This is a genomic window from Janthinobacterium sp. 64, assembly GCF_002813325.1.
Lineage (GTDB): Bacteria > Pseudomonadota > Gammaproteobacteria > Burkholderiales > Burkholderiaceae_D > Janthinobacterium.
The window spans coordinates 84,058-110,676 of sequence record NZ_PHUG01000002.1 but is presented as its reverse complement, the minus strand read 5'-3'; the positions used below and the strand labels follow the sequence as shown (position 1 = coordinate 110,676).

The following is a 26,619-nucleotide window of genomic DNA, read 5'->3' as shown; positions in this document are numbered from 1 at the left end:
CCATGACGACATTCGAAAAAATCCGAACCCACGAGATTCCGGACCTGCGCGCGACGGTTGAGGAATACGTCGAGCCTTCATCCGGTGCGCGCCACATCCACCTGGTCACGGAGCGCGGGGACCTGACGTTCCTCGTCGGCTTCCCGACTGTCCCGCAGACGAACGACGGCCGCGCGCACATCCTGGAACATCTCGCGTTGTGTGGCTCGCGTCGCTATCCGGTGCGCGATCCGTTCTTCTCGATGATGCGCCGTTCGACGGCCAGCTTCATGAACGCGATGACGTACGCAGACCGCACCGCGTATCCGTTCGCGAGCACGGACCGCAACGACTTTTTCAACCTGCTCGATGTGTACCTGGACGCCACGTTCTTCCCCCAGCTCGACTACCTGAACTTCTTGCAGGAAGGCTGGCGCTACACACTGGAGGACGGCAAGCTGGCTTACCAGGGCGTGGTCTTCAACGAAATGAAGGGTGCGTTCGCCGACCCGATGCGCGCACTGTATCGTGGCCTGACCGGGCATTTGCTCGCGGGCACGACGTACGAAGTCGAGTACGGTGGCGATCCGCTCGCCATCCCGGCGCTTACGCATGACATGCTGAAGGACTTCCATGCGACGCACTACCACCCGTCGCAGGCCGTCTTCATGTCGTCCGGACCGATCGCGGCGGCCGATGTGCAGCGCCGCATCGCCGAGCGAGTGCTGGTGGAACGCACCGGCAGCGCACCGCGCCGGCTGCCGCAGCTGGCCACGGTCGACGCACCACGCAAGGCCACCATCGCAATTCCGTCGCAGGCCGGAGAGAATGACAACGGGGTACAGATTGCGTGGATCCTCGGCGAGTCTGCCGATCCGACGGTGTACTACCACGCGGACCTGCTCCAGGCCGGGCTGATGGGCGACGCCTCGGCGCCGCTGCGCAAGGCCATGGAATCGGCCGGCTATGGCCGACCGGCCCGCATCAACGGCATGAGCCCGGACGCGCGCCAGATGCTGTTCCACGTCGGCATGGAAGGGCTCAAGAAGTCGCAATTAGCTCAGGCCCGTACCTTGCTCTGGGCCACGCTGGAACGTGTCGCCGACACCGGCGTGCCGGAGGAAACGCTACGGGCTGCCCTACGCGACATCACGTACGGTCAGCGCGATACATCGGGCGGCCAGATGCCCAATATCCTGTCGCGGATGCTCGCAGTCCTACCCGTCGCAATGCGTGGCGGCGACGTCGTCACTGCATTTGATAGCACGGCGATACTGGAACAGTTGCGCCGCGACGTCGCCGACCCTGACTTCTTCCGGGGCCTCGTGCGGAACCTGCTGGACAACCCGGCGCGGCTGGACGCAGACGTTCTGCCGGACTCTGACTATTTCAAGCAACGCGCCGCAACTGAGCGCGCCAAACTCGATTCCGCCCAGGCCACGCTGGCGTCCGCCGACCTGGAACGGATCGCCACCGATAACGCCGCGCTCGATGCTCTTCAGCGTCAATCGAGCGATTCATCCGTGTTACCACGCATCCGCCCGGGTGACGTCAGTGTCGAGCCGCTCGCACTACCGGATACCGGTGCCGCAGCAGATGGCAAGTATGTATTTTCGGTTCCCTCAAACGGCATTTCTTATGCCAGAGTCCAGGTCGACGTAAGCGCGTTGCCAGAGGCCGATTGGGCTTGGCTGCAGCTGTATGCGAGCCTGCGCGAAGACCTCGGTGTTGCGGACATGGGCTTCGAAGAGGCTGCCGCGTGGCGCCGCTCCCGCGTCGCCCGCCACGCCATCGGGGTCAACGCGGTGCAGAATACTCGAGCCGGGCTGCGCGTCTCCATGAACTTCTTCGCCAGCGCGCTGCGCGAGGAGCACGCGCAGATCGCGGAGATGCTCGACGCCTACGTCAACCGGCCTCGCTTCGATGAAGACGAGCGCATCCGCTTCCTCGTTGACCAGATGGCGCGTCAGCATCTCGACGGTCTTACCCAAGACGGTGACCGTTACGCACGCCTGGCTGCGACCGCCCCCGTATCGCCACTGCGTGCGTTCGAATACGCGACGGAAGGCGCACCCTTCGTCCCGTTCCTCACCGGCCTTCAGGCGCTGGTCGCTACGCCGGATGGCCTGCGCCAGGTCAGGGACCGCCTGGCCACCCTGCATGCGCGCATGGTGGAGTGCCCGCAAACGCTGCTGTGCACCGGTTCCGGCGACGATGCGCGGGCGCTCTCCAGCCTGTTTGAGGGGTTCGCAGCGCATGGCGCAGCCACGCGAGCGCTCCCGGCACCCGTGACTGCGCCGGCCGGCCTGGCGCTGTACGCCCCGAACCAGGTCAACCATTGCCATATCGCATGGGCGGCACCCGGCCAGTGCCACCGCGACGCGCCGGCGCTGGCAGTGGCGGCGCAGCTGCTGACGGCGCAACTGCTGCACCCGGCCGTGCGCGAACGCGGCGGCGCCTACGGCGGCTTTGCCGCTTACATGGAAGGTGCCGGTACGTTCACGATGAGCTCCTTCCGCGATCCGCGCCTGGCAGGTACCTATGCCGACTTTGCGACGGCGCTCGAGCGGGTGACGGATACAGCTTTCACGGAAGATCAACTGGAAGAGGCGATCATTTCGGTGCTCAAGAAGCTCGACCATCCGGCGTCGCCGTTCGACGCGGTGCTCACGGCCTGGGCGTTGCACCTGCGCGACATCGACCTGACGGTACGCCGGCAATTCCGTTTAGGCGTACTCGGATGCACGATCGGAGACGTCAAGGCTGCGGTGAAGCGTTGGCTCAAGGACGAGACACCGAGCCGCGCGGCGTCGGTCGGGAACGTCGAGCAGGACCTGGCCGGGCTGCGGGTGCTTGATCTGCTCGCGTACGGCAAGGGCAAGCCCGCGTCCATGCCGCCAAACTGACGGGCCGCAGCCCGTTTTGCACGACGACCTCTCCTGAGGTCGTTCTTTTCATCTGATTGCCTCGATGCTGACCTCATTGATCGCACCCCCGATGACATCCTACTGCGCAATTCACATTTCCGGCGGTTCAGGATTAAAATCGGTAAGCTGGGTAAATCGTTGTCAGCGGCAGAACCGTATTTCCAGCTATGGCAGTAATTAAGATTGATCCCGTATAAGATATATGCGGCTGAATTTTTCTTCGCCGGTTGGGGGACTCGCACAGTGTGGTTGTAGCGCTCAATGTAGGCGTTCTGCCGCGGCTGTCCAGGCTGTAGCGGCTGTCCAGGCTGTAAAAGTCAATTCGTATGGCGCGCCTGGCGGCCCAGGCCAGAGCCACAGCGCGGATGTACTAGCAACCAATGATCAGCAGCTTGACTCGCTATTCAATGATCCTATCGAGCAATCAAATCAAGCATTACGAGGGAAGTGAGAAGTCGACCTTGATACCGAGTCCTTCGCGGACGCTGCGTGCGCAGACCCATTTATCCACCGGTGGCTGCGTATATGCCCACGGCCGGGAGTGCGATCTGCGCCCATGTTTAGTCTCGAAGCCGATACTGACCATGGGGGCAGATATCAGCAGGATGGTGCCGCTGGCGCCGGTCAGCCCCTGAGAACGATGTCGGTCATGGCGGTGCCGCACACCAGGAGTTAAGTGCAATCTTCAGGTAGGCAATGCCGTTTGGTTCAGTCTCTGGCAGTCGACCCACGCGGATGTTTTTCTGAACGGAAGGCAGCATCAGTGCCGGCAGTGCAAGCCCGGCGTCGCGCGCGGTGCGTATCGCAACGAAGTTATCCTCGGTTGCTTCGCCTCCCACGTGAAGGTTGAGCGCACGTTGGGCAGCGACTGTCGTGGCAAACTACGTTGGACATCCGCCGGGATGATAGTCGTGTCCGGTGTGCAAGATTGTGTCGCAGGGCAGGTACAATACCTTGCGAATCGACTAGTGCAGCTGACGCGCATCCCCGTCTGGAAAATCGCAGTGGGTCGTACCGAATCGGGCATAAAAAGGTGTCGCCAACGAAAGCCGCACGCGGAGTATCAGGGCTTTCGGCATGCGCAACCAGGTAGCTCAGGCAGGCCGGCGTGCTGCCTGCCGTGTGTATGGCGGCCAAGGTGAGGGCGCCAAGGCGAATCGTTTCGCCGTCTGCAAAGAGCCGATCGAATTATGAGCCATCGGTCGGAAAGTCCGGTGGAAGATTGAACAGCCTGGCGAACGTCGACTGTACTTCGGTGATTCGTGCGCCGGTGCCGGTGCGGCCACGGAACCTGTCCTTGATGAAAGCGGCGCCGTCAGCTGATTGACATGTACATACGTCTCCAAGATCCACATCAGCTTGCCGTCGAGGGCGCGAATGTGCGCAATCAATGCGTCGGCGACGGTGTGACTGATCGTACCCGAACCAGTGGTGTAGCCTCCCACCGTGTCAACCAGCGTACACTCGCGGCTCTTCGGGGCCATCACCAGATAGCTGGCGGTGCCCGTCGCCTCGTCGAAACGGGGTTCGACGAGTAGCGTCTCCGGCGAACGGTGACTGGGATATATGGTTGCTGTCATATGAGCCGCGTGATCTCGGGAAAGCCTCGAGCATAGCGCATGCAGGCTGCACAAATCGGTACGGTTATGACGGAAATGCGCAGTGCCGTACTGTGTGCAGCGCACGGGAAAAACCCAATTCCGTCTGGATTACACGGTAATGACAGTATGGCCGAAATCGTCAATTTCGTCACGATCGAACCTCTCCGGCCCGTCTTAAGATGGGTGCTTCCACAAGAGGGAGTCACACTTGAAGATCACTATGAAATGCAACGATGGCGCAGCAGGCTCGCTGGCCACAACCCGTACCGCTTGCATCGCGGTCGGGGTATTCGAAGACGGCGTCCTGACCCGCGAGGCCGAGCTGCTCGACGCCAGTGGCGCGATCACTGCTGCCGTGGCGGCAAAGGACGTCAGCGGCAAGCCTGGCTCAAGCCTCCTGCTGCGCCAAGTGGAGGGGATTGAGGCCCAACGCTTGCTGCTGGTGGGCCTCGGCCACCACCACACCCTGAGCGACGCAGTCTTCGCCAAGGCTATTCGGACCGCGCTGCGCTGCTTTCAGCAACTGAGCGCGGACGAAGCCATCCTGGCGCTGCCTCTGGCGAGCGTCGAGGGCCGTGACGCAGCTTGGGCGATCCGACACACAGCCCAGACCGCGCACGAGCTGGCATATCGGCGAGATCGCCTGAAAAGCGAACCTGCGACGCTGCCTGCCGGTGTCGCCAGCCTGGTGCTGTGGCATCCGCCGACCGATGCCGCCCAGGCGGCTCTTGCCGAAGGCCTTGCCACTGGAGAAGGCACGGCACTGGCGCGCGAATTGGGCGACCTGCCGCCGAACATCTGCTCGCCGACCTACTTGGCCGAGCGCGCCGGCAAGCTGGCGGCGGATTACCACTTTGAACTGGAGGTGCTGGACCGCGCCGCGCTCGCCGAGCTGAAGATGAACGCCTATCTGGCGGTTGCGGACGGCAGCGAAGCGTCGCCGGCCTTCTTCGTGCTACGCCACCGGGGCGGGACGCCGGGTGAGGCGCCCGTAGTGCTGGTTGGTAAAGGCCTGACGTTCGACAGCGGCGGCATTTCCATCAAACCTAGCGCTGCGATGGACGAGATGAAGTACGACATGGCGGGCGCGGCTTGCGTGCTGGGCGTGTTCCGTGCCATCGGCGAAATGAAGCTGGCGCTGAACGTCGTCGGCATCGTCGCAGCCTGCGAAAACATGCCGTCGGGACGTGCCACGCGGCCTGGCGATATCGTCACCTCGATGAATGGCCTGACCATTGAAGTGCTCAACACCGATGCGGAGGGACGACTCGTTCTGTGCGATGCGCTGACCTATGCGGAACGTTTTGAGCCCGCTGCCGTCATCGACATCGCCACGCTGACAGGCGCTTGCGTGGTAGCGCTGGGTCACCACAACAGCGGCCTGTTCACGCGCACCAGTCCCGCACACGAGCACTTGGCCGCGGCGCTGCTGGCGGCCAGTAAACAGTCCGGCGATCCGATCTGGCGCATGCCCGTCGAGGAACCGTACTTCGAACAGCTCAAAAGCGAATTCGCCGATCTCGCCAACATCGGCAGCCCCGGCGGCGGTGCCATCGTCGCTGCGGCTTTCCTAGAGCGGTTCACCCGGAAGTACATCTGGGCCCACCTCGACGTCGCAGGTACGGCATGGAAGTCCGGCGCCGACAAGGGCGCGACGGGGCGTCCGGTGCCCCTACTAGCCCGCTGGCTGTGCAATCTCGCGCAAGAGCGCAGGCAGGAGAAAAGCGCATGAAGCCGACCATCCACGCCCGTGTCATGATCCTCGGTTCTGGACCCGCCGGCTACAGCGCCGCCGTCTACGCCGCGCGCGCCAACCTGGAACCGATGCTGTTGACCGGCCTGCAGCAGGGTGGCCAATTGATGACCACCACCGACGTCGAAAACTGGCCCGGTGATCCGCTTGGCGTGCAAGGGCCCGCACTCATGGAACGCCTGGGCCAGCACGCCGCGCGATTCAAGACGGCGCTGGCGTCCGATCACATCCACACTGCGCACCTGGGCGAAAAACCGTTCCGGCTGGAGGGCGACAGCGGTACCTATACGTGCGACGCTCTGATCATCGCCACCGGCGCCTCGGCCCGCTACCTCGGTCTCGCCTCCGAGCAGGCCTATATGGGACGCGGCGTGTCCGCCTGTGCCACCTGCGACGGTTTTTTTTTCCGCAGCCTGGATGTACTGGTCGTCGGTGGCGGAAACACGGCCGTGGAGGAAGCCTTGTACCTGGCGAACATCGCGCGCAAGGTCACACTGGTGCACCGGCGCGACCTCCTGCGTGCCGAGCCGATTCTCGTCGATCGGCTGATGGCGCGGGTGGAGGAAGGCAGAATAGACCTGAAGTTCAATCAGACCTTGCACGAGGTAGTCGGTGACGGCAGTAAAGTTACCGGCGTCGTGCTGGCATCGACTGCGGATGGGCAAATCAGCCGAATCGACGTCGCTGGCGTGTTCGTGGCGATTGGGCACCAGCCCAATACGGATCTGTTTGCCGGACAGCTGGAGATGTGCGACGGTTACATTGTCACGCTCGGAGGACGCGACGGCATGGTCACCGCGACCAGTGTGCCGGGCGTGTTCGCGGCCGGGGACGTGCAGGACCACGTGTATCGCCAGGCCATTACCAGCGCCGCCACCGGCTGCATGGCAGCGCTCGATGCACAGCGCTATTTCGAAACGCTGCCGGATTGAGCATGGACCATCGGGTCAGGCGGACGGTGTATGCCGGATGCCTCCGAACTGAACTAATTTCTGGCAGCAGCCTGCGCGGACGACACGCAATTGCAATGTTTGAGCAGTTTTTCGGCGAACGGCAACGCGGAGACGTCGTCGGGCTAGGTTGAGGGTGGATGTTGCACTCCTGATTTTGGCCGTTGCTCGATGACCGGCTGGCGACACTCGAAGAGTTGCTGCACGGAATGAAGACGGTAGCCGGCCGCCATGGTGCCTGCTTGAATCGCTGAGACCACATTATTAAAAATTTTGGCGGCCCATGAGAGCCGACCTCGTGGCATACGGTGCTCCTGTGGTTCGACATCTGATTTTGTACCGGACAGGCCATCCTCCAGCGCGATACATGGAACGCATTTTTAATGCAAGGTTGATGCCTCAGCAGGCCGTATGGTTGACGGTAATGACATGCACCGCCAGGCCGCCGAGAGACGTTTCCTTGTACTTTGCTTGCATGTCTGCGCCGGTCTGACGCATTGTTTCGATGACCTGGTCAAGGCTGACAAAGTGATTACCGTCGCCCCGCAATGCCAGGGAGGCGGCAGTAATGGCCTTGATTGCTCCCATGCCGTTTCGCTCTATACAGGGTATCTGCACGAGACCGCCGATCGGATCGCAAGTCATGCCAAGGTGGTGTTCCATACCGATTTCAGCAGCGTTTTCGACCTGCTCATTGGTGCCGCCAAGCGCAGCCACCAGGCCGGCGGCCGCCATGGCGCAGGCAACCCCGACCTCACCTTGACAGCCCACTTCGGCACCTGAAATTGAGGCATTTCTCTTACAGAGCATGCCGACTGCCGAAGCAGCCAGCAGGAAAACGCGGATGCCGGTGTCCGCATCGCAAGGACGGCAGTCTTCGGCGTAATAGCGTAACACTGCCGGAATAATGCCGGCAGCCCCGTTTGTTGGCGCCGTCACCACCCTGCCACCCGCGGCATTTTCTTCGTTGACTGCCATAGCGTAAAGCGTCACGTGATAAGTGGCGTCGTGGGGCAACTCGTTGCGGCGCACGCTAGCGCCGATGTGCGCGTCCTTGAACAAGCGCGCGGCGCGGCGTTTGACTCGTAACCCGCCTGGTAATTCTCCTTCGTTCTCCAGGCCGCGTGCGATGCAATCACGCATCGTGTGCCAGATTCGGTCAAGGCCAGCATCGAGTTCAGCATGGCCGAAGCGCACCAGTTCGTTGGCGCGCAGCATGGAGGCGATCGACATGCCATGCGTTTTGCCGAGCTTAAGCAGGTCGGACATCGTAGCAAATGGGAAAGGTAACATACCGTCTTGTTTCGTCGCGCTCTGCTGTTCGCCTGCCATCGTGACGAACCCGCCACCCACTGAGTAATAAGTGCGCGCGGTCACCTTGCCATCGGCCAAGTGAAGAACGAAACGCATGCCGTTGGGGTGTTCGGGCAAAGAGGTCGTCTTGTGCCAAAGCAATCCGCTTTCGGCAGTAAATGGCACACGTCTGAGGCCCAATAGGGTGATGCGGCCCGACGCTGCGACTTGCGACAGCTTTGTGCTGACTGTCGCAGGATCGAGCGTTTCGGGCGCTTCGCCCATCAGCCCGAGAATGACCGCGTGATCGGTCCCGTGACCAACACCTGTCAAGGCAAGCGAACCATACAAATGAACCTCAACGGCCACCGCTTGATCGAGCACATCGCATTCGAGCAGAAAGCGTCGTGCCGCAATCATTGGACCCACCGTGTGCGAACTTGATGGCCCCACGCCAATCTTGAACAAGTCGAATATGCTCATGTTCATGCCGGGTCCCCATCTGTTTTATTGGTGGCGTCGAGTAAGTGGGCCGCCAGTGCCAGGCCGCCATCGAGCGAGAACGCGGAGGCGTAACTGAGTTGGCGCAGCAAGACTCCAGCGGCTGTACTGCGGTTTCCGCTACGGCAAAAGAACAAGATCGGAGGCCTTTCTGGTAGCGCCAGCCAGCTTGGCACCGCCTCGGCCAGGCGTGACAGTGGAATATTCAAGGCACTCGACAGGCTCGTCGGCAATCTGCTTACTGCGTGCTCGACCGGGTCGCGCACGTCGACGATGACGGTGCCTACGTGCAGCTTTAGGAAATCTGGCAAAGCAGCGGCACCGATCTGCAAGGACGGGTCCACCTTTGCATGCGGGGCCTGCTCCTGCGCCTTCGTTGTATAGCCCGCCGGCTCGACTTTATTGGCGACACCGCCCGGTGCTGTAACGGCGTCTGCATGCGGCAGGTGATCATCGAGGCAGGTGGCCCCGTTTCGAACGATGCCGTCTGCGTGGGCACCGTCGTCGAATGCTATGCGCAGTGCAGCGGCACATTGCTCGATACGCGAGCAGGCGGCGTCGATGGTGACGTCGTCGGTCGCCGCGCCGATCGAGATGCGTACTGCATTGCTGCTGCGCCAATCGGGCAATCCCATCGCCTTCAGTACATAGGAGGGCAGCGCTTTTGCAGCAGAGCAGGCGCTGCCCGCTGAAATACGTATGCCGGCAGCGTCGAAGACATCAAGCAGGGTGCCGCTGTCAATACTTGGCACCGTGACATTCAAGGTCGTCGGTAGAGATTGATCGAGCGGCGTGTTGATCATTAGGTCTGGAAATGCGCGCGACAGGCTGGCGATCAATTTCTCTCGGGCCTGTTCTAACTGGGCGCAACTGCGAAATGAACCGCCTTCTTCCAGCTCTGCAAGCACTGCTCCAAGTGCCGCGATACCTGGCATATTTTCAGTTCCGGAGCGCATGCCGTTTTCCTGGCCGCCTCCAATGATCAAGGGTGTGAACGGTGCGTCTGCGCGCACGTATAACATTCCCACGCCTTTTGGTGCATACAGCTTGTGTCCTGAAAACGGTGCGTAATCGATACGCGTCGATGATAGATGCAGTGATATCTTGCCCAGTGCCTGGACGCAGTCCACCAGCCAAAGGGCATTGCCGCCAGATAGCGCAGCGGCGATGCCTTCAAGGTCGGACACGGCGCCTGTCTCGTTATTGGCGGCCATCGTGCACACGAGCGCCGCATCAGCCGCAAGCGCTCGGAGTTCAGCGAGATTGTGCATGCCGCAGCCATTGACGGGCAGGGCATGTATTTCCAGATGTAATCCAAGCACGCGATTCCAATGCTTCAGACTCTCGGGAACGGCCTTGTGTTCAGTCGCGCCATACACAAGAATCGAGCCGGTGCGCTCGCCGCGAGCTCGCTGCTCGCGCAGCGAGCACAGTGCGGACAAAACGGCCGTTTGAATGCCTTCGGTGGCGCCACTGTTGAACATCAGTGCGCCGCTGCCGACACCGAGCAGGCGACAAGCGCGCGCTCGCGTGTCATTCAAAATTGCTCGCGCCCGCAACCCGGCTGAGTGAGTACTGCTGGGATTGCCATACGTGTCCCCCATCGCGCGATTCGCCGCTTCGCGGGCGGCGGGGAGGGTGTCGGTGGTGGCGTTACTGTCGAGGTAGATATCGGTTTTCATGCTGGTTATGGTACGCCAGACATTTGGAATTTATGTTCTAAACTATCTATGAAAATTGAATAATAAGGAATGTATATGCTTTAAAGTGCGCCAAAGTAGTATAGAAATATTTTTTCCGACGCGGCATTTTTGACCTGAATCCTTCACCAGTACAGCGGCGTGATTAACTGTTTTCCGTACTGCCGACTTGCACCAAAAATGCATTACGATTCCGCTTTTATCGGCACTAGGCGCATCGATGACCAGCAAACCAATGTCGTTCGACGCTCCGAAAGGTTTCGGCGCGATCAATCCTCCCTTCGTCGCTACCACTGTCGATCTTTTGAACGGCAGTGCATTATCGGCGTCGCGCCGTAAGTTGATCGCCATCGCCGTGACTGCCTGCGCGAAATCTGGTTTGCCTCATGCATTCTGACCACGCGCCTGGACGTAAACGCCTCACCTTGCTGCTGCGTGGTGCGTTTTCGACATCACAGAAGGAGTGGCTCGAATTCCAGCCCTTGCCGCAAGCCACATGCAGCCGACTATCGCTGCAACATCATGCGCAGCTAGCGTCCTTGTATGTCGGCGCCGGGTCATTGTTTTCCCTGCAATTGATAATGCGAGTCGCGCTAGCCAGCGCGATCCTGCAGGAACTTGGCTACGGTCATACCATGCCGCGTGCAATCGAAGAGTATGAGGCATTGGCGACGCAGGCTTTGCATAATGGCAGCGAAGGCTGCTACCGGTTATCTGGCGAAGCGTACGTTGCCTTTGCTGGCCTGTTGATCTACCACGACCGGCAATTGTGCACGGCTCCGTTGAAGGCATTTTCCTACGCGGCGGATAAGCTTGACAGGTAGGGTCTGCGTTAAAGACGCGCTGGCGTCGATAGCTGACCGGTGTAGCACTATGATTTTTTATCAGAATTGAAAAGAATAGTATTGAATACCTATTGAGTTCGCCGCCGCCACGGGACGCAGGCGGCGCTTGCCGCGTTAGCGCCTGAATGGCACGGTAAACAGCCGGTGCACCGTGCCGGTGGCACCGATTGCATGCGCCGCGCACAGGCAACCACGCTGACGGTCTCACTGCATCGGCGTGTTGCAAGGAGCGCCCATCGGCGTCGGCGCCTGGCGCTAGATTGACACTGGTTCAGTGGGGCGTAAAAGGAAATTCGGTCGGAAGAAAGCCCAGGCCGCAGCTACCGATGGCCGGTTGCTGCCCTTGATACTCCACGGCACGGTTTTAGTAGTAGCATTTATCATGATGGATCCTCCGGTAAACCTGTAGAGTTTCTACACTTCCACTTTAGGCGCTTTTACGCCGTAGGCCCGCAGGGATCCTTCCTTTTTCTAATTTCGACCTGCTTGCCTTATCAGCATTGCCTGCGTCAGGAGGGGGGCGTCCATTTTATTCCCTAGGTGAATCAACAAGTGGAACGGGTCTTTGGACAACCAAGATCACAATCACATACAATCCATGCGTCGCCATGTACACCATCACCGAGCATACGAACCTGCGCGGCCTCAATACGACCCGCTCCATTCAAAAGTTGATTGGCCTTCCTGCTTTGTGCCGATCGATTGTTCTGATTGCCATAGCCTCGATGCCGGACTGCAGCCTGGCCAGCCTCAGGCCCTTTTTTAGCAAGCCGGGGGAGTGTTGGAGCAGGGCTAACGTAGCGTCGCCACACAAAATGCGCGATGCATGAAGTTTCATTGTTGAACCTCGATTTTCTTAAGCCAGTGACGGATGGGCAGCGGGTTTTCGGCATCTATCGGCGCAGAGTCATGCTTGCCAGTGGGCGCTATGCGAAGCTAAGTCGGCTGGAATCGCTCTAACAACCACCTGCCAGCGGGACCGGGCAGTCGATCACTTAGATAGGTAGCTTGGAAAGGCAATAAGCCTGCCGACGGGCCTTCCAACTCAATGCGTACAAGACTGCCTTCCTTTAAATCTTCACTGATGAGCCAGCGCGGCATGTGACCCCATCCGAGGCCAGCCCGCAAGAAAGCATGCTTCGCACCAAGATCAGCAAGCCGCCAGATGTTCTTGCCTTGCACGCCGTAGTCCACCCCGCTGGTCAGAGAGGAGCGATCGGTCAGCACGAGCTGTGTTTCGTCCGACAGTTCCCTAAATGCAATGGGGCCTTGTCTGCCAGCCAAGGGCGATCCCGGCGCCACCACCGTCACCATCTCCTCGCTGAATAGTCGTTCAGCTGCAAGCCCTGGTGGTAGAAACGGCAGCGTCCCGGTGATGCCGAGGCTGCACTGACCATTGAGTACAAGCTCCGCAACGCGGCCCAGAGCTTCGACATGGAGCCTGAGCGGCGTGGATGGGAAGTGCTGTTTGAAGCTGCCGAGTGCATCGGTAAGGCACCGCTGCGGAAACATGACATCGACGACGATGGACAGTTCGGGCTCTAGACCGGCGGAGAAGCTACGTGCCTTGGCTGTCAGCGCATCGGCACCCGTTACAACGCGGCGCGCATCGGACAACAGGTTCGTTCCCTGAGGCGTCAATTTAGGGTAGCGGCCGACTCTCTCAAACAACGCTACTCCGAGCTGTCCCTCCAAACTGGCGATGGTTTGACTTACCACTGACTGCGCACGCCCGATTACGCGACCAGCAGCCGAAAAGCTGCCGTGGTCTGCGGCAGCGACGAAGGTTCGCAGGTAGTCCAGGGAAATGCCATTCAGCAAAGTATCTATTCCTTGTATGGTTGGTATCTAATAATATAGGCTTTTCAGAGATATCGATAGGCCCTACGCTACAAACAAAGGAGCCATTCATGTCACAAAATATCTTCATCATTGGTGCTTCGGGATTTGTTGGAAGCACGCTAGCAAGGCACTTCTTGGCGGATGGGCAACGAGTCTTAGGGCTCGCGCGAACTGATAGCGCCGAAGCTGCCCTAAGAACTATTGGTATTTCTGTAATTCGCGGCGATCTTGACGCCAACGTCGCACCCGTGCTTGCTGCGGCACGTTCAGCAGAGGTGACAATCTACGCCGCCCAGGTCGCCTTCGAACACGAGCCGGTCATCCTCCGGACGCTCTGCGAAGCGCTCGCAGGAAGCGGCAAGACGTTCATCTTCTTGTCGGGCAGCGGCGTTTTCATGCAACGCACGGGCGGCGCGTGGAGTCCGGACAGCTTTGCCGAAGACGACCCCTTTGTGCCGGAGCCACTGGCACTTCCTCGGGTGGAGGCAGAGGCCATTGTCCGCGCAGCAGCCGAGCATGGCCTGCGAAGCATGGTGATACGGCCCCCTGTGATTTGGGGACCGGGCGACAATGGCCCTGTCGCGAGCGTGTACCGCTCGGTTGCGATCACCGGCGCCGCCTGCTACATCGGTGCCGGACTCGCCGCCTATTCCAACGTGCACAGCGCCGATCTGGCGCAGCTGTTTGCGCTTGGGATTGAACGCGGGCAGTCTGGCGCGCTGTACCACGCCGCTGCCGGGGAAATCCCATACCGCTGGATTGCCGAGGCCGTGGCGCGTGACCTAGGTGTCAAAACGCGCAGCCTGACGATGGAGGAGGCGACCGAGGTATTCGGCCCATTCGGGGCGCTACTGCTATCAGCATGCAGCCGCTCGCGCGATCCACGGACACGATCCGATCTAGGCTGGCAGCCCACCCAATTCGATTTTCTGTCGCAGGTAGGCGAGCCACGGCTGCGTGCGCTCGCAAACCCTTAATTTAACCAAGGAGCAAATCTATGAAGACACATGAAAACAAGGTCGCCATCATCACTGGCGGCAAGCAGGGTATCAGGTACGGCATCGCCAAACTTTTGGCCCAGCGCGGGGCGAAAGTCATCCTCGTCAATCGCCAAGATGCTGCGGAGGAAGCTGCTCAGATCGGCAATGGCGCGATAGCCATCGCGGCCGACGTGACGAGTGAGGCCGACTGGGCGCGGGTTGCTGCCAAGGTAGAGCAAGAATTCGGCCGTGCCGACGTCCTCGTGCATGCGGCCGGCATTTACCCGATCACAGGGCTTGACCAGATGACGCAGGACGAATGGCGCCGCGTGATGGCTGTGAACCTCGACGCCCATGTGATCGGCGCCCGAGCGATCGTGCCGCTGATGCGCAAGGCTGGGGGCGGGGCAATCGTCGCCGTGGGTTCCGACGCGGTTGGTATGGTGACCCCGCCCGGAATGGGATTTTCTCACTACATCACCTCGAAGATGGGTGTGGTAGGTCTCGTCCGCGCGCTCGCCAATGAGCTCGCGGCTGACAACATCATCGTTAACGCCGTTCATCCTGGCATCACCGACACGGAAGGTGCGAGCGGCATGCCGAACGAGCAGAAAGCGCAGGTTTACATGATGCAGGCGATCAAGCGGCTCGGTACGCCCGCTGACATCGCCGGCCCCGTGGCCTTCCTCACCGGCGAAGATGCGCGCTTCGTTACAGGGCAGACATTGGTGGTCGACGGTGGCCTGATGCGGCTGTGAAGAGGAGGGGGGCTATACAAACGCTGCAGCTCGTGGCTTAGGACGGGGACGCGATGACGCATGGAATTGCACCACTTACGATGCTTCATCGCGGTCGCCGATGAGCTGCATTTCGCTCGCGCAGCGGAGCGACTGCATATTGAACAGTCTCCACTGCCGGCCAGCCCCAAGACCGATCTCGACCGCTATGCCGCGCTGCACGCGTAGACCTACGGCGAGGTGGTCGATGCGATCACGCTGATCCTTTACATGCTTGAGGCGTTCATGGCGGGAGATCGGAGATTCAGGAAAAGCGGCGGGGCCAAGGCCCCGCTCCCGAAACCTGGCTGACGACGCTTCGGCCATCGGCCGCATGACCAACGCGCAGCCCAAGGATGCGCGTTCGCTTTCAGCGCTAAAGAGAGGCGGTGAGATAATGCCTCGACGATTGCTTTACTGCCGCCATGACGCGATGAGGCTGTGTACCGCGATGCTCCTCGCAAAGCCGGAAGCCCCTGAAAGCCACCTCAATTCGGTCTAACTGTTGTCTTGTATAGCCTGCTGTCCTTTGTTCAAGTCGCGCTCCAGCGTTGATATACCTTCGTATAGCTCCGCCGGCGGGAATATGAATGAGGCGCAGCCTTGGAAGGCCTCCGACCTTATCCTTCGCCCACGACGTGGGCTGCGCGGCGAGATGAACCTCACCTTGCGGATGGGCGATTCGGGCTTAATGAATCGCTACGATTGCTGTAGGCACTTTGTTGCCATAATTAATTGCGAAAGGAAACTCGTTAGTGAAAGTTCCTGCTCTTCGTATCAAGCTGGCCGAGCAAATGCGAGCAATCCACCAGTCGCTTGGCAATCAGGTTGCGCACGCCACTCTTCGATTGCCAGATACCGTACACCCCCAAGAGTGAGGCATTCATCAGTTCGGCGCGCTGCTTTTCCACCAACGTGGGCCAGACAATAATGTTGATGGTGCCAAATTCATCTTCCAGGGTGAGGAAGATCACCCCCTTGGCCGTCTCCGGCCGCTGTCTTACCGTGACTATCCCGCAGCCCCTGGCCAGCTGGCCATCGCTGAAGGTGTTCAGGATATCCGACGGCACAAAGCGCATTTTATTGAGGCGCTCACGTAAGAGAGCAAGTGGATGACGGCCCAGTGTCAGGCCGACATGCCGGTAGTCCGCCACGATGTCATCGGCTTCCGTGGGCGGCGCCAGCTCCAGCAAGGGTTCGGCAATGGTCGTCGCGCGCATCAAATCCCGCTCCGGCACGCTCGCCGCAGCATCCCACATGGCCATGCGGCGATTGCCCGTCAACGTTACCAGGGCATTGGCCGACGCCAGCGCCTTCATATCCCCCGCATCGAGTTGCGCGCGCATGGCGACATCGCGTGTGTTTTTGAAGGGGGCTGCAGCGCGGGCTTCCTCAATGCGCCACGCCGCCTCCCGTTCCATTCCGTTGATATTATTGAGACCAAGGCGTACCGCCAGTCTGCCGTCCGCCATCGGCTCCAGGGATGCTTCCCATCCGCTCGTACAGACATCGACGGGTCTTACCTCGACGTCATGCCGGCGCGCGTCCTGCACCAGAGAGGAGCGGCTATAAAAACCCATGGGCTGGCTGTTGAGCAGGGCGGCCAGAAACTCGGCGGGATGATGGCACTTGAGCCAGCTGCTGGCATAGGCCAGCAGGGCAAAGCTGTGCGCATGGGATTCCGGAAAACCGTATTCGGCAAAGCCGCGTATCTGGCCAACAATGGAGGTGGCAAACTCGAGGCTGTAGCCACGCTCGGCCATGCCGCTCATGAGCTGGTCTTCGAACTGTTCCAGGCCACCTTTTCTTTTCCATGCAGCCATGGCGCGGCGCAGGCGGTCGGCTTCACCGGCCGTAAATCCCGCCGCCGTCATGGCGATCGACATGACCTGCTCCTGAAAGATCGGTACCCCGAGCGTGCGCCGCAGCACCGCCTCGATCTCGGGACTCGGATAGGTGACTGCTTCCAGTCCCTGGCGCCGGCGCAAATACGGATTGATCATGCCGCCCTGGATCGGGCCTGGCCGGATGATGGCCACCTCGATGACCAGATCATAGAATTCGCGTGGCTGCATGCGCGGCAGCATCGACATCTGCGCCCGCGATTCGATCTGAAACACGCCGACGGTGTCCGCTTTGGAAATCATCTGGTAAGTGGCGGCATCCTCATGGGGAATATCGCCCAGTTCAAAACGCTCGCCACGCTGCTCCGAGATCAAGGCGAGGGTGCGGGCGATACACGACAGCATGCCGAGCGCCAGGATGTCGATTTTCAGGAGACCCAGCTCATCGATGTCATCCTTGTCCCATTGAATCACGGTGCGCTCGGGCATGGCGGCGTTTTCGATCGGCACCAGGCGGGAGAGGGGGCCGCGTGAAATGACGAAGCCGCCCGGATGCTGGGACAGATGACGCGGGAAACGCATCAGGCGCTCGGCAATTGCCGCCCATTTCTCGGCGATGGGGGAGTTTGGATCGAGTCCGCAGGTAATGAGCCGCTGCTGCAGGTCGGCCCGTCCACCCCAGCTATGTGAGGCCTTGGCCACCTTGTCGACCACCGATAGATCCACGCCCAGCGCGCGCCCCACATCGCGCAGGACACTGCGCGGGCGATAGGAAATGACGACGGCAGTCAGGGCGGCCCGCATGCGCCCATACTTGCGGTAGATGTACTGGATCACCTCCTCGCGGCGCTGGTGCTCGAAGTCGACATCGATGTCGGGCGGTTCATCGCGCTCGCGCGAGATAAAGCGCTCGAAGAGGAGGGTGCCGCGCGAGGGATCGACTTCGGTGATGCCGAGGCAGTAGCACACCGCCGAATTGGCCGCCGATCCGCGCCCCTGGCAGAGGATTTTTTGCGAGCGGGCGAAGCGCACGATGTCAAATACCGTCAAAAAATACGGTTCATACTGCATGTCGCCGATCAGTTCCAGCTCATATTCGAGCTGCGCCTGCACGTTGTCGGGTATAGCGTGCGGGTAGCGCCAGTGCGCGCCGATATACGCCTGTTCGCGCAAGTAGCTGGTCGGGGTCTGTCCCTCAGGCACAATCTCGCCTGGATATTCATAGCGCAGTTCATCAAGCGAGAAGGTGCAGCGCTGGGCCACGCGCAGGGTTTCATCCAGGGCCTCTCGCGGATACAGGTTGCCCAGCCGTAGGCGCGAGCGCAGATGCGCTTCGGCATTCGAGGCCAGTTGATAGCCGCACTGCGCCACCGGCGTATTCAGACGAATCGCGGTCATGGTGTCCTGGATGATTTTCATCGAGCGCAGGTGCATGACGACGTCGCCCGTGGCCACCACCGGCAGGCTGAATTCGGCGCCGATGGCTTCGACCATGGCGCGGTGGTGCAACGTCAAAGCGACGCGCGCGCGGCCCGGTGCGCTGCGCACCAGCCATTCGGCTTGCCGCTCGATCTCTTCATAGGGGGCGTTATATTTGGGGCACAGGATGAGTTGGCAGCCCGGCAGCCCTTTTATATGGGCGAGAGGGGCGGTGGGGTTGGCGATGTCGCGTGGCCAGACTAGGTAACTTCCCTTGTCGGCGCGCGTGCGCGCAGCGGTAATGAGTTCGCTCAGGTTGCCGTAGCCGTCGCGATCCATGGCCAGGACCAGCACAGTGAAGGGCGGGGTGCCGTCCTCCGGTGTCACCCTCATCTGGCTGCCAATGATGAGATGAATGTTCCACTCCCGCGCGGCCACATGCGCCTTGACCACGCCGGCCAGGGAACATTCGTCGGCCATGGCGACGGCCTGGTAGCCCAGCTGCGCCGCGCGCGCCACCAATTGATCGGGCGGAGAGGCGCCGTGCAAAAAAGAGTAATGGCTCATGCACTGCAGCTCGGCATAGTCGGGCAGCGTGGAAATTGGCGGCTGGTCCATGATCAGCCGAACATCCCGTGCAGATACCAGCGGCCGTCAACGACGCGCTCCAGGTAGATCCAGTAGCAAGTCGCATCGCTTCCTTGCGCGATGTAATAGTCGCGGGCCGCGATTTGATCGTTCCACCAGCCAGCCTCAATGCGTTCCGGCCCCTTGAGCATTTTTAGGGGGGAACCATAGAAGGGACGTTCGCCGCGCAGCAGCAGCGGGATAGGTTTAGGTAGCAGCCAGAACGGGCGCTCAAAAGCCTCATCTTCGGCGTTGACCGCCTTGCGCTTCTCGGTGGCGGCAGCCCAGGCATTGCTTTCCTCCGGCCGATGGTCGTGATGCTCGACAGGCGAGAGGACGTTGTCGCTGCCAAGTCGGGCACTGAGTAATTCCAGCAGACGTTTATAATCGGCGGGGCTGCCGCCCGGCTCGGGAAACAGATCTTGTGTCGGTGGCGCCATCGCGGTGAGCAGGCGCGCTTCCAGGCGCAGGGCGATGACCGGGGCAACCAGTTCCGTGCGCGCCAGGCGCTCTTTCAGCAGCCGTATCAGGTGCGCGTCGCGCCAGGTCGGCTCTGCCAATCCGATCTCGATCGGCGTAGGTGGGATCGCAGTTTTCCCGCGTTCGTGCTCCAGCAGCAGAACAAAAACGCTCACAGCCTGCTGGCGCGCGACTAGCCATCCAACGAATTGCTGCAGCAGGCCAGTGGCGCCGTCCAGCAGGGCATCGGCGTGTTCGATCCGGTCAAAAGTCTCGATGCGCGCTGAAAAAGTTTCGGGAATGGCGATCCATTCAAACAATTCAGGAGCGAGCCCATAGGCACGGTCGAGCTCATCGAGCACGTGCTTGTTCATCCTGCGCTGGATGCCCGGGCGGGGCAGGCGCCGGAGTGCCGCCAGATGATCCGCGCCAATATCCGTTAGCCATTCGAGGTGATTCGCCGTGCTGGGCAGATAGGCGCAGGGCATGCGGTCGAGCTGGCGCTCCAGTGAGCGCATGTGCACCGTGCGCCGCAGAATGATCTGGCGTTTGACCGGCTGCCAGCGCGACAGCAGCCAGGCCCCCATGGCCGTCGGGGCCGTGCCGAGCTGCGCGGTCATCCCAATCGCTTGCAGGGCAGTGCGAATGCGCCGGCTGATCGCGGCTCGCCCGTTAAATAGGCGCAAGCTGGCGGTCACGTCCAGCAGCAGGCTGAAGTCGCCGGCATGCGCCACTTCCGGGGTGAACTGGAGGAGGGCGAGCGCGATGGCATTGCAGGCAATCTGTTCGCGCTCAAGGCTGCGCTCCAGGATGACGGTATCCGGCGAGACGGCCGCTACACCGCCGGGGCGCATGCCGACGCGCACGCCTTCGGCAAAGGCTTGCTGCGAGACTGTGATGATGCGGCCTTTCTCGACCACCGCATACGGCCCCGGCTCACACCAGCGCGGCCTGAGGCATTCGAGTGGCAACAGTGGGAGGTGTACGCTGAACCAGAACCGCATTTTGATCGTCCAAAAAACGTTGACGTGCCGGCATGTCAGCCAGCGGGATAAAGAGTGGCGCCTCATGATGTGGGCCACGCCGTTTAATGATGTGAGTGGAAATGCCACCGGCGGCGGGGCGCAATGCCAGGCGTAATGGCGCTGGTGACGCATCGGCCGCTGCGCTCATCGGCCGGACCAGCCAGAAGAACGTCTCGGTCGTCTGCGCCGCCAGATTGAGGCGCCGCAGTGCTTCGTCGCGGATATTGGTTTGCCACAGCAATACCGCACCGCAACTGCCATTGCGCAGGATCTGCTCGGTGGACCAAAGAGCATCGGCGGTGCTGGGCGCACGTATCCAGAGCAGGTTCGGGCAACTCAGGTCCATGAATTTGCAGGCGGCGGAGTTGGGCAAGTACGGCGGCTGCACCAGGGCGATCCGACGACGTTGCGATAGTTGCGCCAGCACTGGCCGCAACAAGTGCATTTCCCCGATACCCGCTTGCTGAACTAGCAACTCCGTGAAGGTCGATTGCGGCCAACCGTTGCCAGGAAGCTCACGATCCAAGATGCTATGACCGGTAGTGACGGTGCTGGTTGTTCCTCGGCTCAGTTCACTTGCTCGCCAGACGTCGCGCAACAGGGCGCTATTGGCCAGTGCGGTAGGGCTGCTACGTTGAAGGGAAGGTGAAAGCATGGTGTCTGGCGAGAGGATGTTGATCATTCTCAAAAATACTGTATATAAATACAGTATATGCTGAGGACGTCAAAAACTGCAAGGTCCATGAATTTCTTGAATTGTCAAAATTGACAGATGCGATGGCGCGAAAGGGTCAAGGTGACCCGTCGAAGCTCAAGCATGGTTTGCTTGTGCGCGGCAGGAGTCGCTACAGGGCAGAGGAGATAGACAGGTCAGACCCGATCTCGCCGTTGGATCAGGCAGCGACGAGATCGCAGGCCAGGCGCCTGGCAAGACACTCAGGGCCCTAATACGATCCATCGGTTGTTCATCGTCCGAAAACCATGGATGAGGAGAGTCTAAGTTACTGGTGGCGATTCATACATCGCGAGCACGAAACCCGGTGCAACCACGCCAGCGGGCTTTTGGCACACTAAAGTCCGAACGATGCAAGTGCACATGCATCGTGTCGTGATGCCAGAATGGATGTGCGCCGGCGAAACGGCGCAAGCGGAGGATATTAAAAATATGGCAGCGAAAAAAACTGGAACGCCAGGGACGAAGTGACCTATCTGGCTGGTATACAGAAGTACTGGATCGGCTATATGTTGAGCTTGTTCGGGAAGACGATACTCCTCCTCCTAGGAGGAGTTGTCTGCGCGGCAGCGAGCGTCGCTATTTGGCTTCCTTGGATCCTTGGCCGCCTTGGAGTATGGCGGTTGTGCGCTGCCGGAGGAGTTTCGCGCGCGAAAAATAAGCGGCCACTGGCCGCTTCCTTATGCTGACTTGGGCTTCCGGACGCTGGAAAATTCCGGAATGTCGATCGAAGACGGTCCGAACAAGCCCGAACGGGCATCCCGGCTGATGGCTTTGCCACCCAGCGTGACCCGGATCCGGCCCTGGGATGGCTTGACTTCACCAATGATCGGCGCACTCATGGAAGCAACCTTGGCGCGGCGAGCGGCCGCTGCCAATTTGTAGGCACTGTTCTGGGGCGGAGGCGTTTTCTTCAAGGCGGTCATGATTCAATCTCCGGTAGAGGGAGTGATTGATACAGGTAGTTTAGCAGAATCGCCCAACTTCGACTGTCGGCGCTCAAGTCGAAGCGCATATCCCGGCCCCGGCCGTGTACATTCCACCAGTTTTGGTCCACAGCAATAACCTCCTGGATAGTCCGGCAAGCACGCAGGGGCTCGGATGGTGCCATGTTTAGTTCGGCAGGTTCGAGTGGCGCGTCAAACCCGAATTTCGGCCATACAGCGAATCCAACGAAACCGTCCGGGTCGTCTGGGTCGATCGGTCCGTTTCCAGCTGCGAAAAGCGAAATGTGGCCAAAGCCTAGCCGGTAAGCCGAAATAGCCATCAGGCCGAATGCAACCGTGGCCATGCGTTCAGGCGCGTCGACGGCGAGTATCAGTCGGCGGATATAGAGCGCGTCGACGCGCAGGGATGCACCCTCGTCATCCCTGTAGGCGATGACACTGGTTTTCTCGTCTTCGGCCATGAAGAGGTTGTTCGACACGACCTCCAAGCCGGCAGGCGCCTCGCCGTGCTCCCTTGCTTCGAGCGCCCACACAATGGAGCCATCCGGGATCATGAACAGCCTGCCGGTCTCAGATTCGTCGAGGTCCAACCTGGGGCCGTCGAGTTGATCGATCGTGATCCCCTCGAGGCGGGAAACGCCATCGCGTTGATACAGCTCGCCCTGAAAATAGTCGCGGGCAATCTTCTGCCCGGCAAGAAGGGTTTCTGCAGGGGTCAAGTTGTCGCGGTCGAAGGGATCGTTCGGATTCATCGAGGCATTGTACTGAGATCGGCACGCGTCCAGTCAATATTTGGGAAGCACAATTACAGCCGGGAGGAGTGGGGGGCCTCTGGGCTACACAGAACTTGGCCGGGCGATCATGTCAGGGATGTAATGATTGCTGGCTACCGTGGCCTGCCGCACGCGCCGAAAGGGTACGATGAAGACGGGGAATATCCAGAACCCTTCCATATCGTGGTTTTTACCTATGGGCGGTCCGCAAAGTGTGCACCGGAAACACCGCCCGTGGAGAAACCATGGATACTCAACAACTCAAGCAGTTGGCCGGTTGTCTGCGCGCCCTTTTAGAAGACTCCGCTATCGAAATAGGGCACGGCCAGGCGCTGGACCTCAGCGCTTCGCTTGTAGGACTGCGAAATTGGCCAGAAGTTCAGGCCTTCCCCCGGCGCGTTGGCGCGCAGGAACTTGATTTGTTAGCTACAGCTCGCCTGGCATATCGGCTCGCCCACAAATACAAGCATGAAGTGAGTTCCGCAGACCTGCTGTTGTAAACCATTAGGTAACACAACTGGATTGAGATCCTCCAGCAATAGCGGCCATGAAGCAGGATAAATCAAGGTATAGTCGGCTTGTAAGATAGCTGCGCGCACCTTGCGCCAGTGCTGGCACAGCCCACGACCCTCTGCGCTTGGTCCACCAACATCATGATCCGGCAGCCAGCCGCCTCGCTCCCATAGTTGAGCTGCAAAAGATCATCTTCATGTCGATAGCTGCCGGGCGTGCCGTAGCGGGCAGCGACGGCGAAGGTGTTCTGGCCAATCAAATCATCCGGCGCACGATCCCCGCTGGCCGTGCATCCTGATGCAATGATGACGAACGCCTGCAAGCACAGCCTTCTCATTTTCCACTTTCAGGAGACGATTGGCCTCATCCTAACTCCCGACAGGACAAGTAGCTTTGCGGGAGAACAAGAGTACTGGCTGTATAAGAGTGGCGGATGATGCAATGATAATGCTTCTATTTACTTCTGGCCGCTAACAAAACTCAAATAGCAAATGCGGATTCACGTGTCCACTACCATCACCGAGTGATATACATAGGCCTGGAACGGGCGTGTGTGCGAGGCCCGCGCTGCTGCCACCTTGTCATGTGCCGAAGATCTCTTGGATTCGAGCGCTTATTTGTTGGCGGATATTGTTGCTGGACATGACTGGATCACCTGCATCAATGCAAAATTCGGCAGTAACGTCACTGCCAGAACCATTTTTAGAAAATGTCAGCTCGAGCCACATTGCCCCTGATTTTCCAGATATACCCGACGAGACAGTTTGAGCTAAATGGTAAAAAGCGCCGCTTTGCTTTTCATGCTTGTATCCCTGATCAACCAGGTAAGTTCGATCAACCATTTTGCGGTAAAACGTGATCTGTTCAAGTGACTTAAAGCCGAAACGGGCCATTGCGCGTCCATAAAGTGTATCAACGTCGACGCTACTTTTATGAATCGGCAGTACCGTGCATCCCGATTCTTTGGAGTAGGTGGTGGCTGAAATTTTATCGGGATATAAATTACCTGGGCGCACTTGGGAAGGCATAGCTATATTGGTATCGATATTTAATAAACCATTGAGTGATGGATCAAAGCCGGTGCAAGCAGAGATATTCATTGCGATGAATCCAATCGCTGCAATATTCATGAATTTCACAGTATCTCCCTATTCTGGGCAGTAATATTTCTCACTTCCAAGGTGAGCGATACTCTTGGCTCGATGGTCTGAATATTTATCAATCCGAAAAATTGGATTTTCCTCGCATACATTTTCTGCGCCCCCATTCTTAATTTCAGGAAATTGCGCTAGATCGCCACTTCTGTAAAATCTTCCCTTGACTTGCTATTATCTAACAGCGGTGACGCCAAGATTTATCCTTAGCATGGGCTTCAATCGTCCGGCAACGTTTGTTAAATATCAATGGAGAGGAGCATGCAACGGCACATTTTGCAGAAACTTTTTGAGCGAGTAGCAGTCAAAAACTTGCTGTACCGCTGCCGTGCCAGGTTGCCAAACGATTCGCCAACGATGAAGAGGAGGCAAAATCATGCAAAGCGATTCTACTCGGCCCTTGAACAGACTAGTCAAGGAAAGATTAGGCCTTCTACGCGAATGGTACCGGTTGAAACTCAAAAACGTCGCTCGTAATATTGGTTTTCCTCTTTTTCTTTTTGGGCTTTTGGGTTCTGCGTGGTATTGGTCACACTCATCATCGTCGGATAGAGAATATGAGCAGAAGATACTGCACGCTGAAAAAGTGGCTGATCCTTGGCAACGATTCACTCAACTTTCCGACGGCGTCGATCCCAATGCTTGGGCGCGCGTGTGGAAGTATGAATCCGAAGCCAACCAAAAATGGGCATTAGCGACATACCTTGCCATTCAAGAAGCCGTGCGCGCTGGGGACCCTCGTGCCAGAGACTACCTTACGAAGGGCCGGTACTGCCAGTATGCTTCGTTACAGGAACTAAGAGACGAGTTAGGGCAGCGCTGATCTTGTCGGATTCCGCGGAGGTTTGGCCTGAAATTTTCTGTGCGGTCTTGCGGCCTTGGAGCTGATCTGGCGGAAGTTCATCGATCATGGCTACATCCCAGATCGCGCCGATTTGTTATTTCAAAAACTTCTCGTTGAACGCCTTTTGTCTTTTTTTGTCCACATGCTTGTCGTAGCGGTCCATCGCCAACAATCCCGCGATACTCGCGAGTAGGATGACGACGACGATCATGAGAATTTTACGCATTGAGCACCTCGACACAATCCACCATGTTTGCTAGCTGGCCAGCCCGGCATCCCGAAGTTTTTGCAAAAAAATGTGCCCATCCTCTTCTTCGGTAAAGATTTCCTCACCGTCGAGCATGTACGCCTTGAGCAACTCTGAAATGCCTGCCTCTTCGTTTTTCAAGGCCAGTTCCGTCTGTCCAAGGCGATAATGCACAAACGGGTTCTCCTGGCCGTCAGGGCCATTGAGCGCATCGAACAATGCCTCGCGCGCCGCAGAAAAGTCCGCAAGTTGATAGAGCGCATCGCCAATCGAGGCCTTCAGCCAGGTATACGTTTCCCAGTCAGCCTGCGGCGGAGGGAGCAGATCAAGGGCCTGCGTCCATCTCTCCGCTGCTTGGGAGAATTCTCCCTGATCGGCCAGGTCATTGCCCATTTCTGATAGCAAATTGATCTGCTTGCTTACATTGGAAGGTAAGTCCATTCATTTTCCTTTTGCCGCGTGTTCTCTATAAAATGCCAAATATTTGGGATCTTCATCTACAAAACATCTACCTTTTGACATCGTAAACGAGCGCTGGAAGTGTTCATACGCCCGACGCAGGTCACAGAGTTCATAATACGTGACCCCTTGGAGAAAGTCAGGCCCTGGATCAAGGTCAGATACGGGTAAATTTTCGAGTTCACTGATCCATCGCAGTGCGAGTGAAGGCTTGCCAGAAAATGCCATTAATCGTAGTGCACCGCGCGCAAGCGATACACTGTCATGACATTGCGCACGTGGAAGAGGGATCAATTGCCATGCTTTTTCAAGCAGCGCTTGTGCGGCATCGGGATTGCCGGCAGCGATTTCAGCTCGTGCTTGCCGGCCAATTTCTTGCATCTTAGACATTTTTTCAGTAGCAAGAGGAATCATGTATTTTCCCTGCC

General features: G+C 59.1%; 20 protein-coding genes and 4 pseudogenes. 11 read left to right on the top strand and 13 right to left on the bottom strand.

Going from position 1 to position 26,619, the window contains the following annotated elements:
• Positions 1-2 precede the first annotated feature (2 nt).
• Entirely contained in the window at positions 3-2,885 is a 2,883-nt protein-coding gene (locus CLU91_RS26935; RefSeq protein WP_092715382.1) for an insulinase family protein, read from the top strand.
• Between the two features lie 257 nt (positions 2,886-3,142).
• Here the strand turns inward: CLU91_RS26935 and CLU91_RS28615 are convergent.
• Both CLU91_RS28615 and CLU91_RS28610 read right to left on the bottom strand, forming a co-directional pair.
• Positions 3,143-3,387: pseudogene (locus CLU91_RS28615) on the bottom strand (IS3 family transposase); the annotation flags it as partial.
• Between the two features lie 166 nt (positions 3,388-3,553).
• Positions 3,554-4,486: pseudogene (locus CLU91_RS28610) on the bottom strand (MBL fold metallo-hydrolase).
• Positions 4,487-4,727: 241 nt separating this feature from the next.
• On the opposite strand from CLU91_RS28610, the gene CLU91_RS26925 reads away from it, so the two are divergent.
• Complete coding sequence (locus CLU91_RS26925; RefSeq protein ID WP_092715380.1) at positions 4,728-6,239, top strand: leucyl aminopeptidase; 1,512 nt, start codon at positions 4,728-4,730, stop codon at positions 6,237-6,239.
• Complete coding sequence (gene trxB / locus CLU91_RS26920) at positions 6,236-7,192, top strand: thioredoxin-disulfide reductase (RefSeq protein ID WP_092715378.1); 957 nt, start codon at positions 6,236-6,238, stop codon at positions 7,190-7,192. Before CLU91_RS26925 ends, trxB begins: the two co-directional genes overlap by 4 nt.
• A 417-nt stretch (positions 7,193-7,609) precedes the next feature.
• On the opposite strand, the gene CLU91_RS26915 is transcribed toward trxB, so the two are convergent.
• Both CLU91_RS26915 and CLU91_RS26910 read right to left on the bottom strand, forming a co-directional pair.
• Positions 7,610-8,992, bottom strand: coding sequence for an L-serine ammonia-lyase (locus CLU91_RS26915; protein WP_092715376.1), 1,383 nt, complete (start codon positions 8,990-8,992; stop codon positions 7,610-7,612).
• Positions 8,989-10,686 carry an aminotransferase class V-fold PLP-dependent enzyme gene (locus CLU91_RS26910; RefSeq protein ID WP_092715373.1) on the bottom strand — a complete coding sequence of 566 codons (1,698 nt, stop codon included), beginning with the start codon at positions 10,684-10,686 and terminating at the stop codon, positions 8,989-8,991. The genes CLU91_RS26915 and CLU91_RS26910 overlap by 4 nt, the downstream gene beginning before the upstream one ends.
• A 238-nt stretch (positions 10,687-10,924) precedes the next feature.
• Between CLU91_RS26910 and CLU91_RS28085 the strand changes: the two genes are divergently transcribed.
• A complete protein-coding gene (locus tag CLU91_RS28085; protein ID WP_157814844.1) occupies positions 10,925-11,101 on the top strand; it encodes a hypothetical protein in 177 nt (58 codons plus the stop codon).
• Positions 11,091-11,528: a Fis family transcriptional regulator gene (locus CLU91_RS26905; protein ID WP_139178342.1), complete on the top strand. Its 438-nt coding sequence runs from the start codon at positions 11,091-11,093 to the stop codon at positions 11,526-11,528. The genes CLU91_RS28085 and CLU91_RS26905 overlap by 11 nt, the downstream gene beginning before the upstream one ends.
• Before the next feature lie 957 nt (positions 11,529-12,485).
• Here CLU91_RS26905 and CLU91_RS26895 read toward each other — a convergent pair.
• Positions 12,486-13,370, bottom strand: a complete 885-nt coding sequence (locus CLU91_RS26895) for a LysR family transcriptional regulator (protein ID WP_100876998.1) — start codon at positions 13,368-13,370, stop codon at positions 12,486-12,488.
• 89 nt (positions 13,371-13,459) lie between these two features.
• On the opposite strand from CLU91_RS26895, the gene CLU91_RS26890 reads away from it, so the two are divergent.
• The 4 genes and pseudogenes from CLU91_RS26890 to CLU91_RS28605 form a co-directional block, all read left to right on the top strand.
• The gene (locus CLU91_RS26890) at positions 13,460-14,368 is read left to right on the top strand and encodes an NAD-dependent epimerase/dehydratase family protein (protein WP_092715367.1); all 909 of its coding nucleotides are present in this window, start codon (positions 13,460-13,462) and stop codon (positions 14,366-14,368) included.
• Positions 14,369-14,388: 20 nt separating this feature from the next.
• A complete protein-coding gene (locus CLU91_RS26885) occupies positions 14,389-15,129 on the top strand; it encodes an SDR family NAD(P)-dependent oxidoreductase (RefSeq protein WP_092715365.1) in 741 nt (246 codons plus the stop codon).
• Positions 15,130-15,189: 60 nt separating this feature from the next.
• Positions 15,190-15,300 (top strand): annotated as a pseudogene (locus CLU91_RS28330) (LysR family transcriptional regulator); the annotation flags it as partial.
• Positions 15,286-15,459, top strand: a pseudogene (locus CLU91_RS28605) (DUF2274 domain-containing protein); the annotation flags it as partial. The pseudogenes CLU91_RS28330 and CLU91_RS28605, both read left to right, overlap by 15 nt.
• Positions 15,460-15,899: 440 nt before the next feature.
• On the opposite strand, the gene CLU91_RS26875 reads toward CLU91_RS28605, so the two are convergent.
• The 5 genes from CLU91_RS26875 to CLU91_RS26855 all read right to left on the bottom strand — a co-directional run bounded on the left by CLU91_RS26875 (position 15,900) and on the right by CLU91_RS26855 (position 22,953).
• A complete protein-coding gene (locus tag CLU91_RS26875; protein ID WP_100876997.1) occupies positions 15,900-19,028 on the bottom strand; it encodes an error-prone DNA polymerase in 3,129 nt (1,042 codons plus the stop codon).
• A 2-nt stretch (positions 19,029-19,030) separates the two neighbouring features.
• The gene (locus CLU91_RS26870; protein WP_332870907.1) at positions 19,031-20,416 is read right to left on the bottom strand and encodes a Y-family DNA polymerase; all 1,386 of its coding nucleotides are present in this window, start codon (positions 20,414-20,416) and stop codon (positions 19,031-19,033) included.
• A 16-nt stretch (positions 20,417-20,432) separates the two neighbouring features.
• Complete coding sequence (gene imuA, locus CLU91_RS26865) at positions 20,433-21,203, bottom strand: translesion DNA synthesis-associated protein ImuA (RefSeq protein ID WP_232730967.1); 771 nt, start codon at positions 21,201-21,203, stop codon at positions 20,433-20,435.
• Positions 21,204-21,934: 731 nt separating this feature from the next.
• Complete coding sequence (locus CLU91_RS26860) at positions 21,935-22,180, bottom strand: hypothetical protein (protein ID WP_100876995.1); 246 nt, start codon at positions 22,178-22,180, stop codon at positions 21,935-21,937.
• Positions 22,177-22,953, bottom strand: coding sequence for a hypothetical protein (locus CLU91_RS26855; protein ID WP_100876994.1), 777 nt, complete (start codon positions 22,951-22,953; stop codon positions 22,177-22,179). The genes CLU91_RS26860 and CLU91_RS26855 overlap by 4 nt, the downstream gene beginning before the upstream one ends.
• Positions 22,954-23,219: 266 nt before the next feature.
• Here CLU91_RS26855 and CLU91_RS26850 point away from each other — a divergent pair, with 266 nt between their 5' ends.
• Complete coding sequence (locus CLU91_RS26850) at positions 23,220-23,474, top strand: glyoxalase superfamily protein (protein WP_100876993.1); 255 nt, start codon at positions 23,220-23,222, stop codon at positions 23,472-23,474.
• Between the two features lie 594 nt (positions 23,475-24,068).
• Here the strand turns inward: CLU91_RS26850 and CLU91_RS28080 are convergent.
• Complete coding sequence (locus CLU91_RS28080; RefSeq protein WP_157814843.1) at positions 24,069-24,626, bottom strand: hypothetical protein; 558 nt, start codon at positions 24,624-24,626, stop codon at positions 24,069-24,071.
• A gap of 391 nt (positions 24,627-25,017) precedes the next feature.
• On the opposite strand from CLU91_RS28080, the gene CLU91_RS28075 reads away from it, so the two are divergent.
• Positions 25,018-25,464: a hypothetical protein gene (locus CLU91_RS28075; RefSeq protein ID WP_157814842.1), complete on the top strand. Its 447-nt coding sequence runs from the start codon at positions 25,018-25,020 to the stop codon at positions 25,462-25,464.
• Positions 25,465-25,741: 277 nt separating this feature from the next.
• Here the strand turns inward: CLU91_RS28075 and CLU91_RS26840 are convergent, their stop codons facing one another.
• Both CLU91_RS26840 and CLU91_RS28070 read right to left on the bottom strand, forming a co-directional pair.
• Positions 25,742-26,173: a tetratricopeptide repeat protein gene (locus CLU91_RS26840; RefSeq protein ID WP_100876991.1), complete on the bottom strand. Its 432-nt coding sequence runs from the start codon at positions 26,171-26,173 to the stop codon at positions 25,742-25,744.
• On the bottom strand, positions 26,174-26,605 hold the full coding sequence (locus CLU91_RS28070) for a hypothetical protein (protein ID WP_157814841.1): 432 nt from the start codon (positions 26,603-26,605) through the stop codon (positions 26,174-26,176).
• Positions 26,606-26,619: the final 14 nt, after the last annotated feature.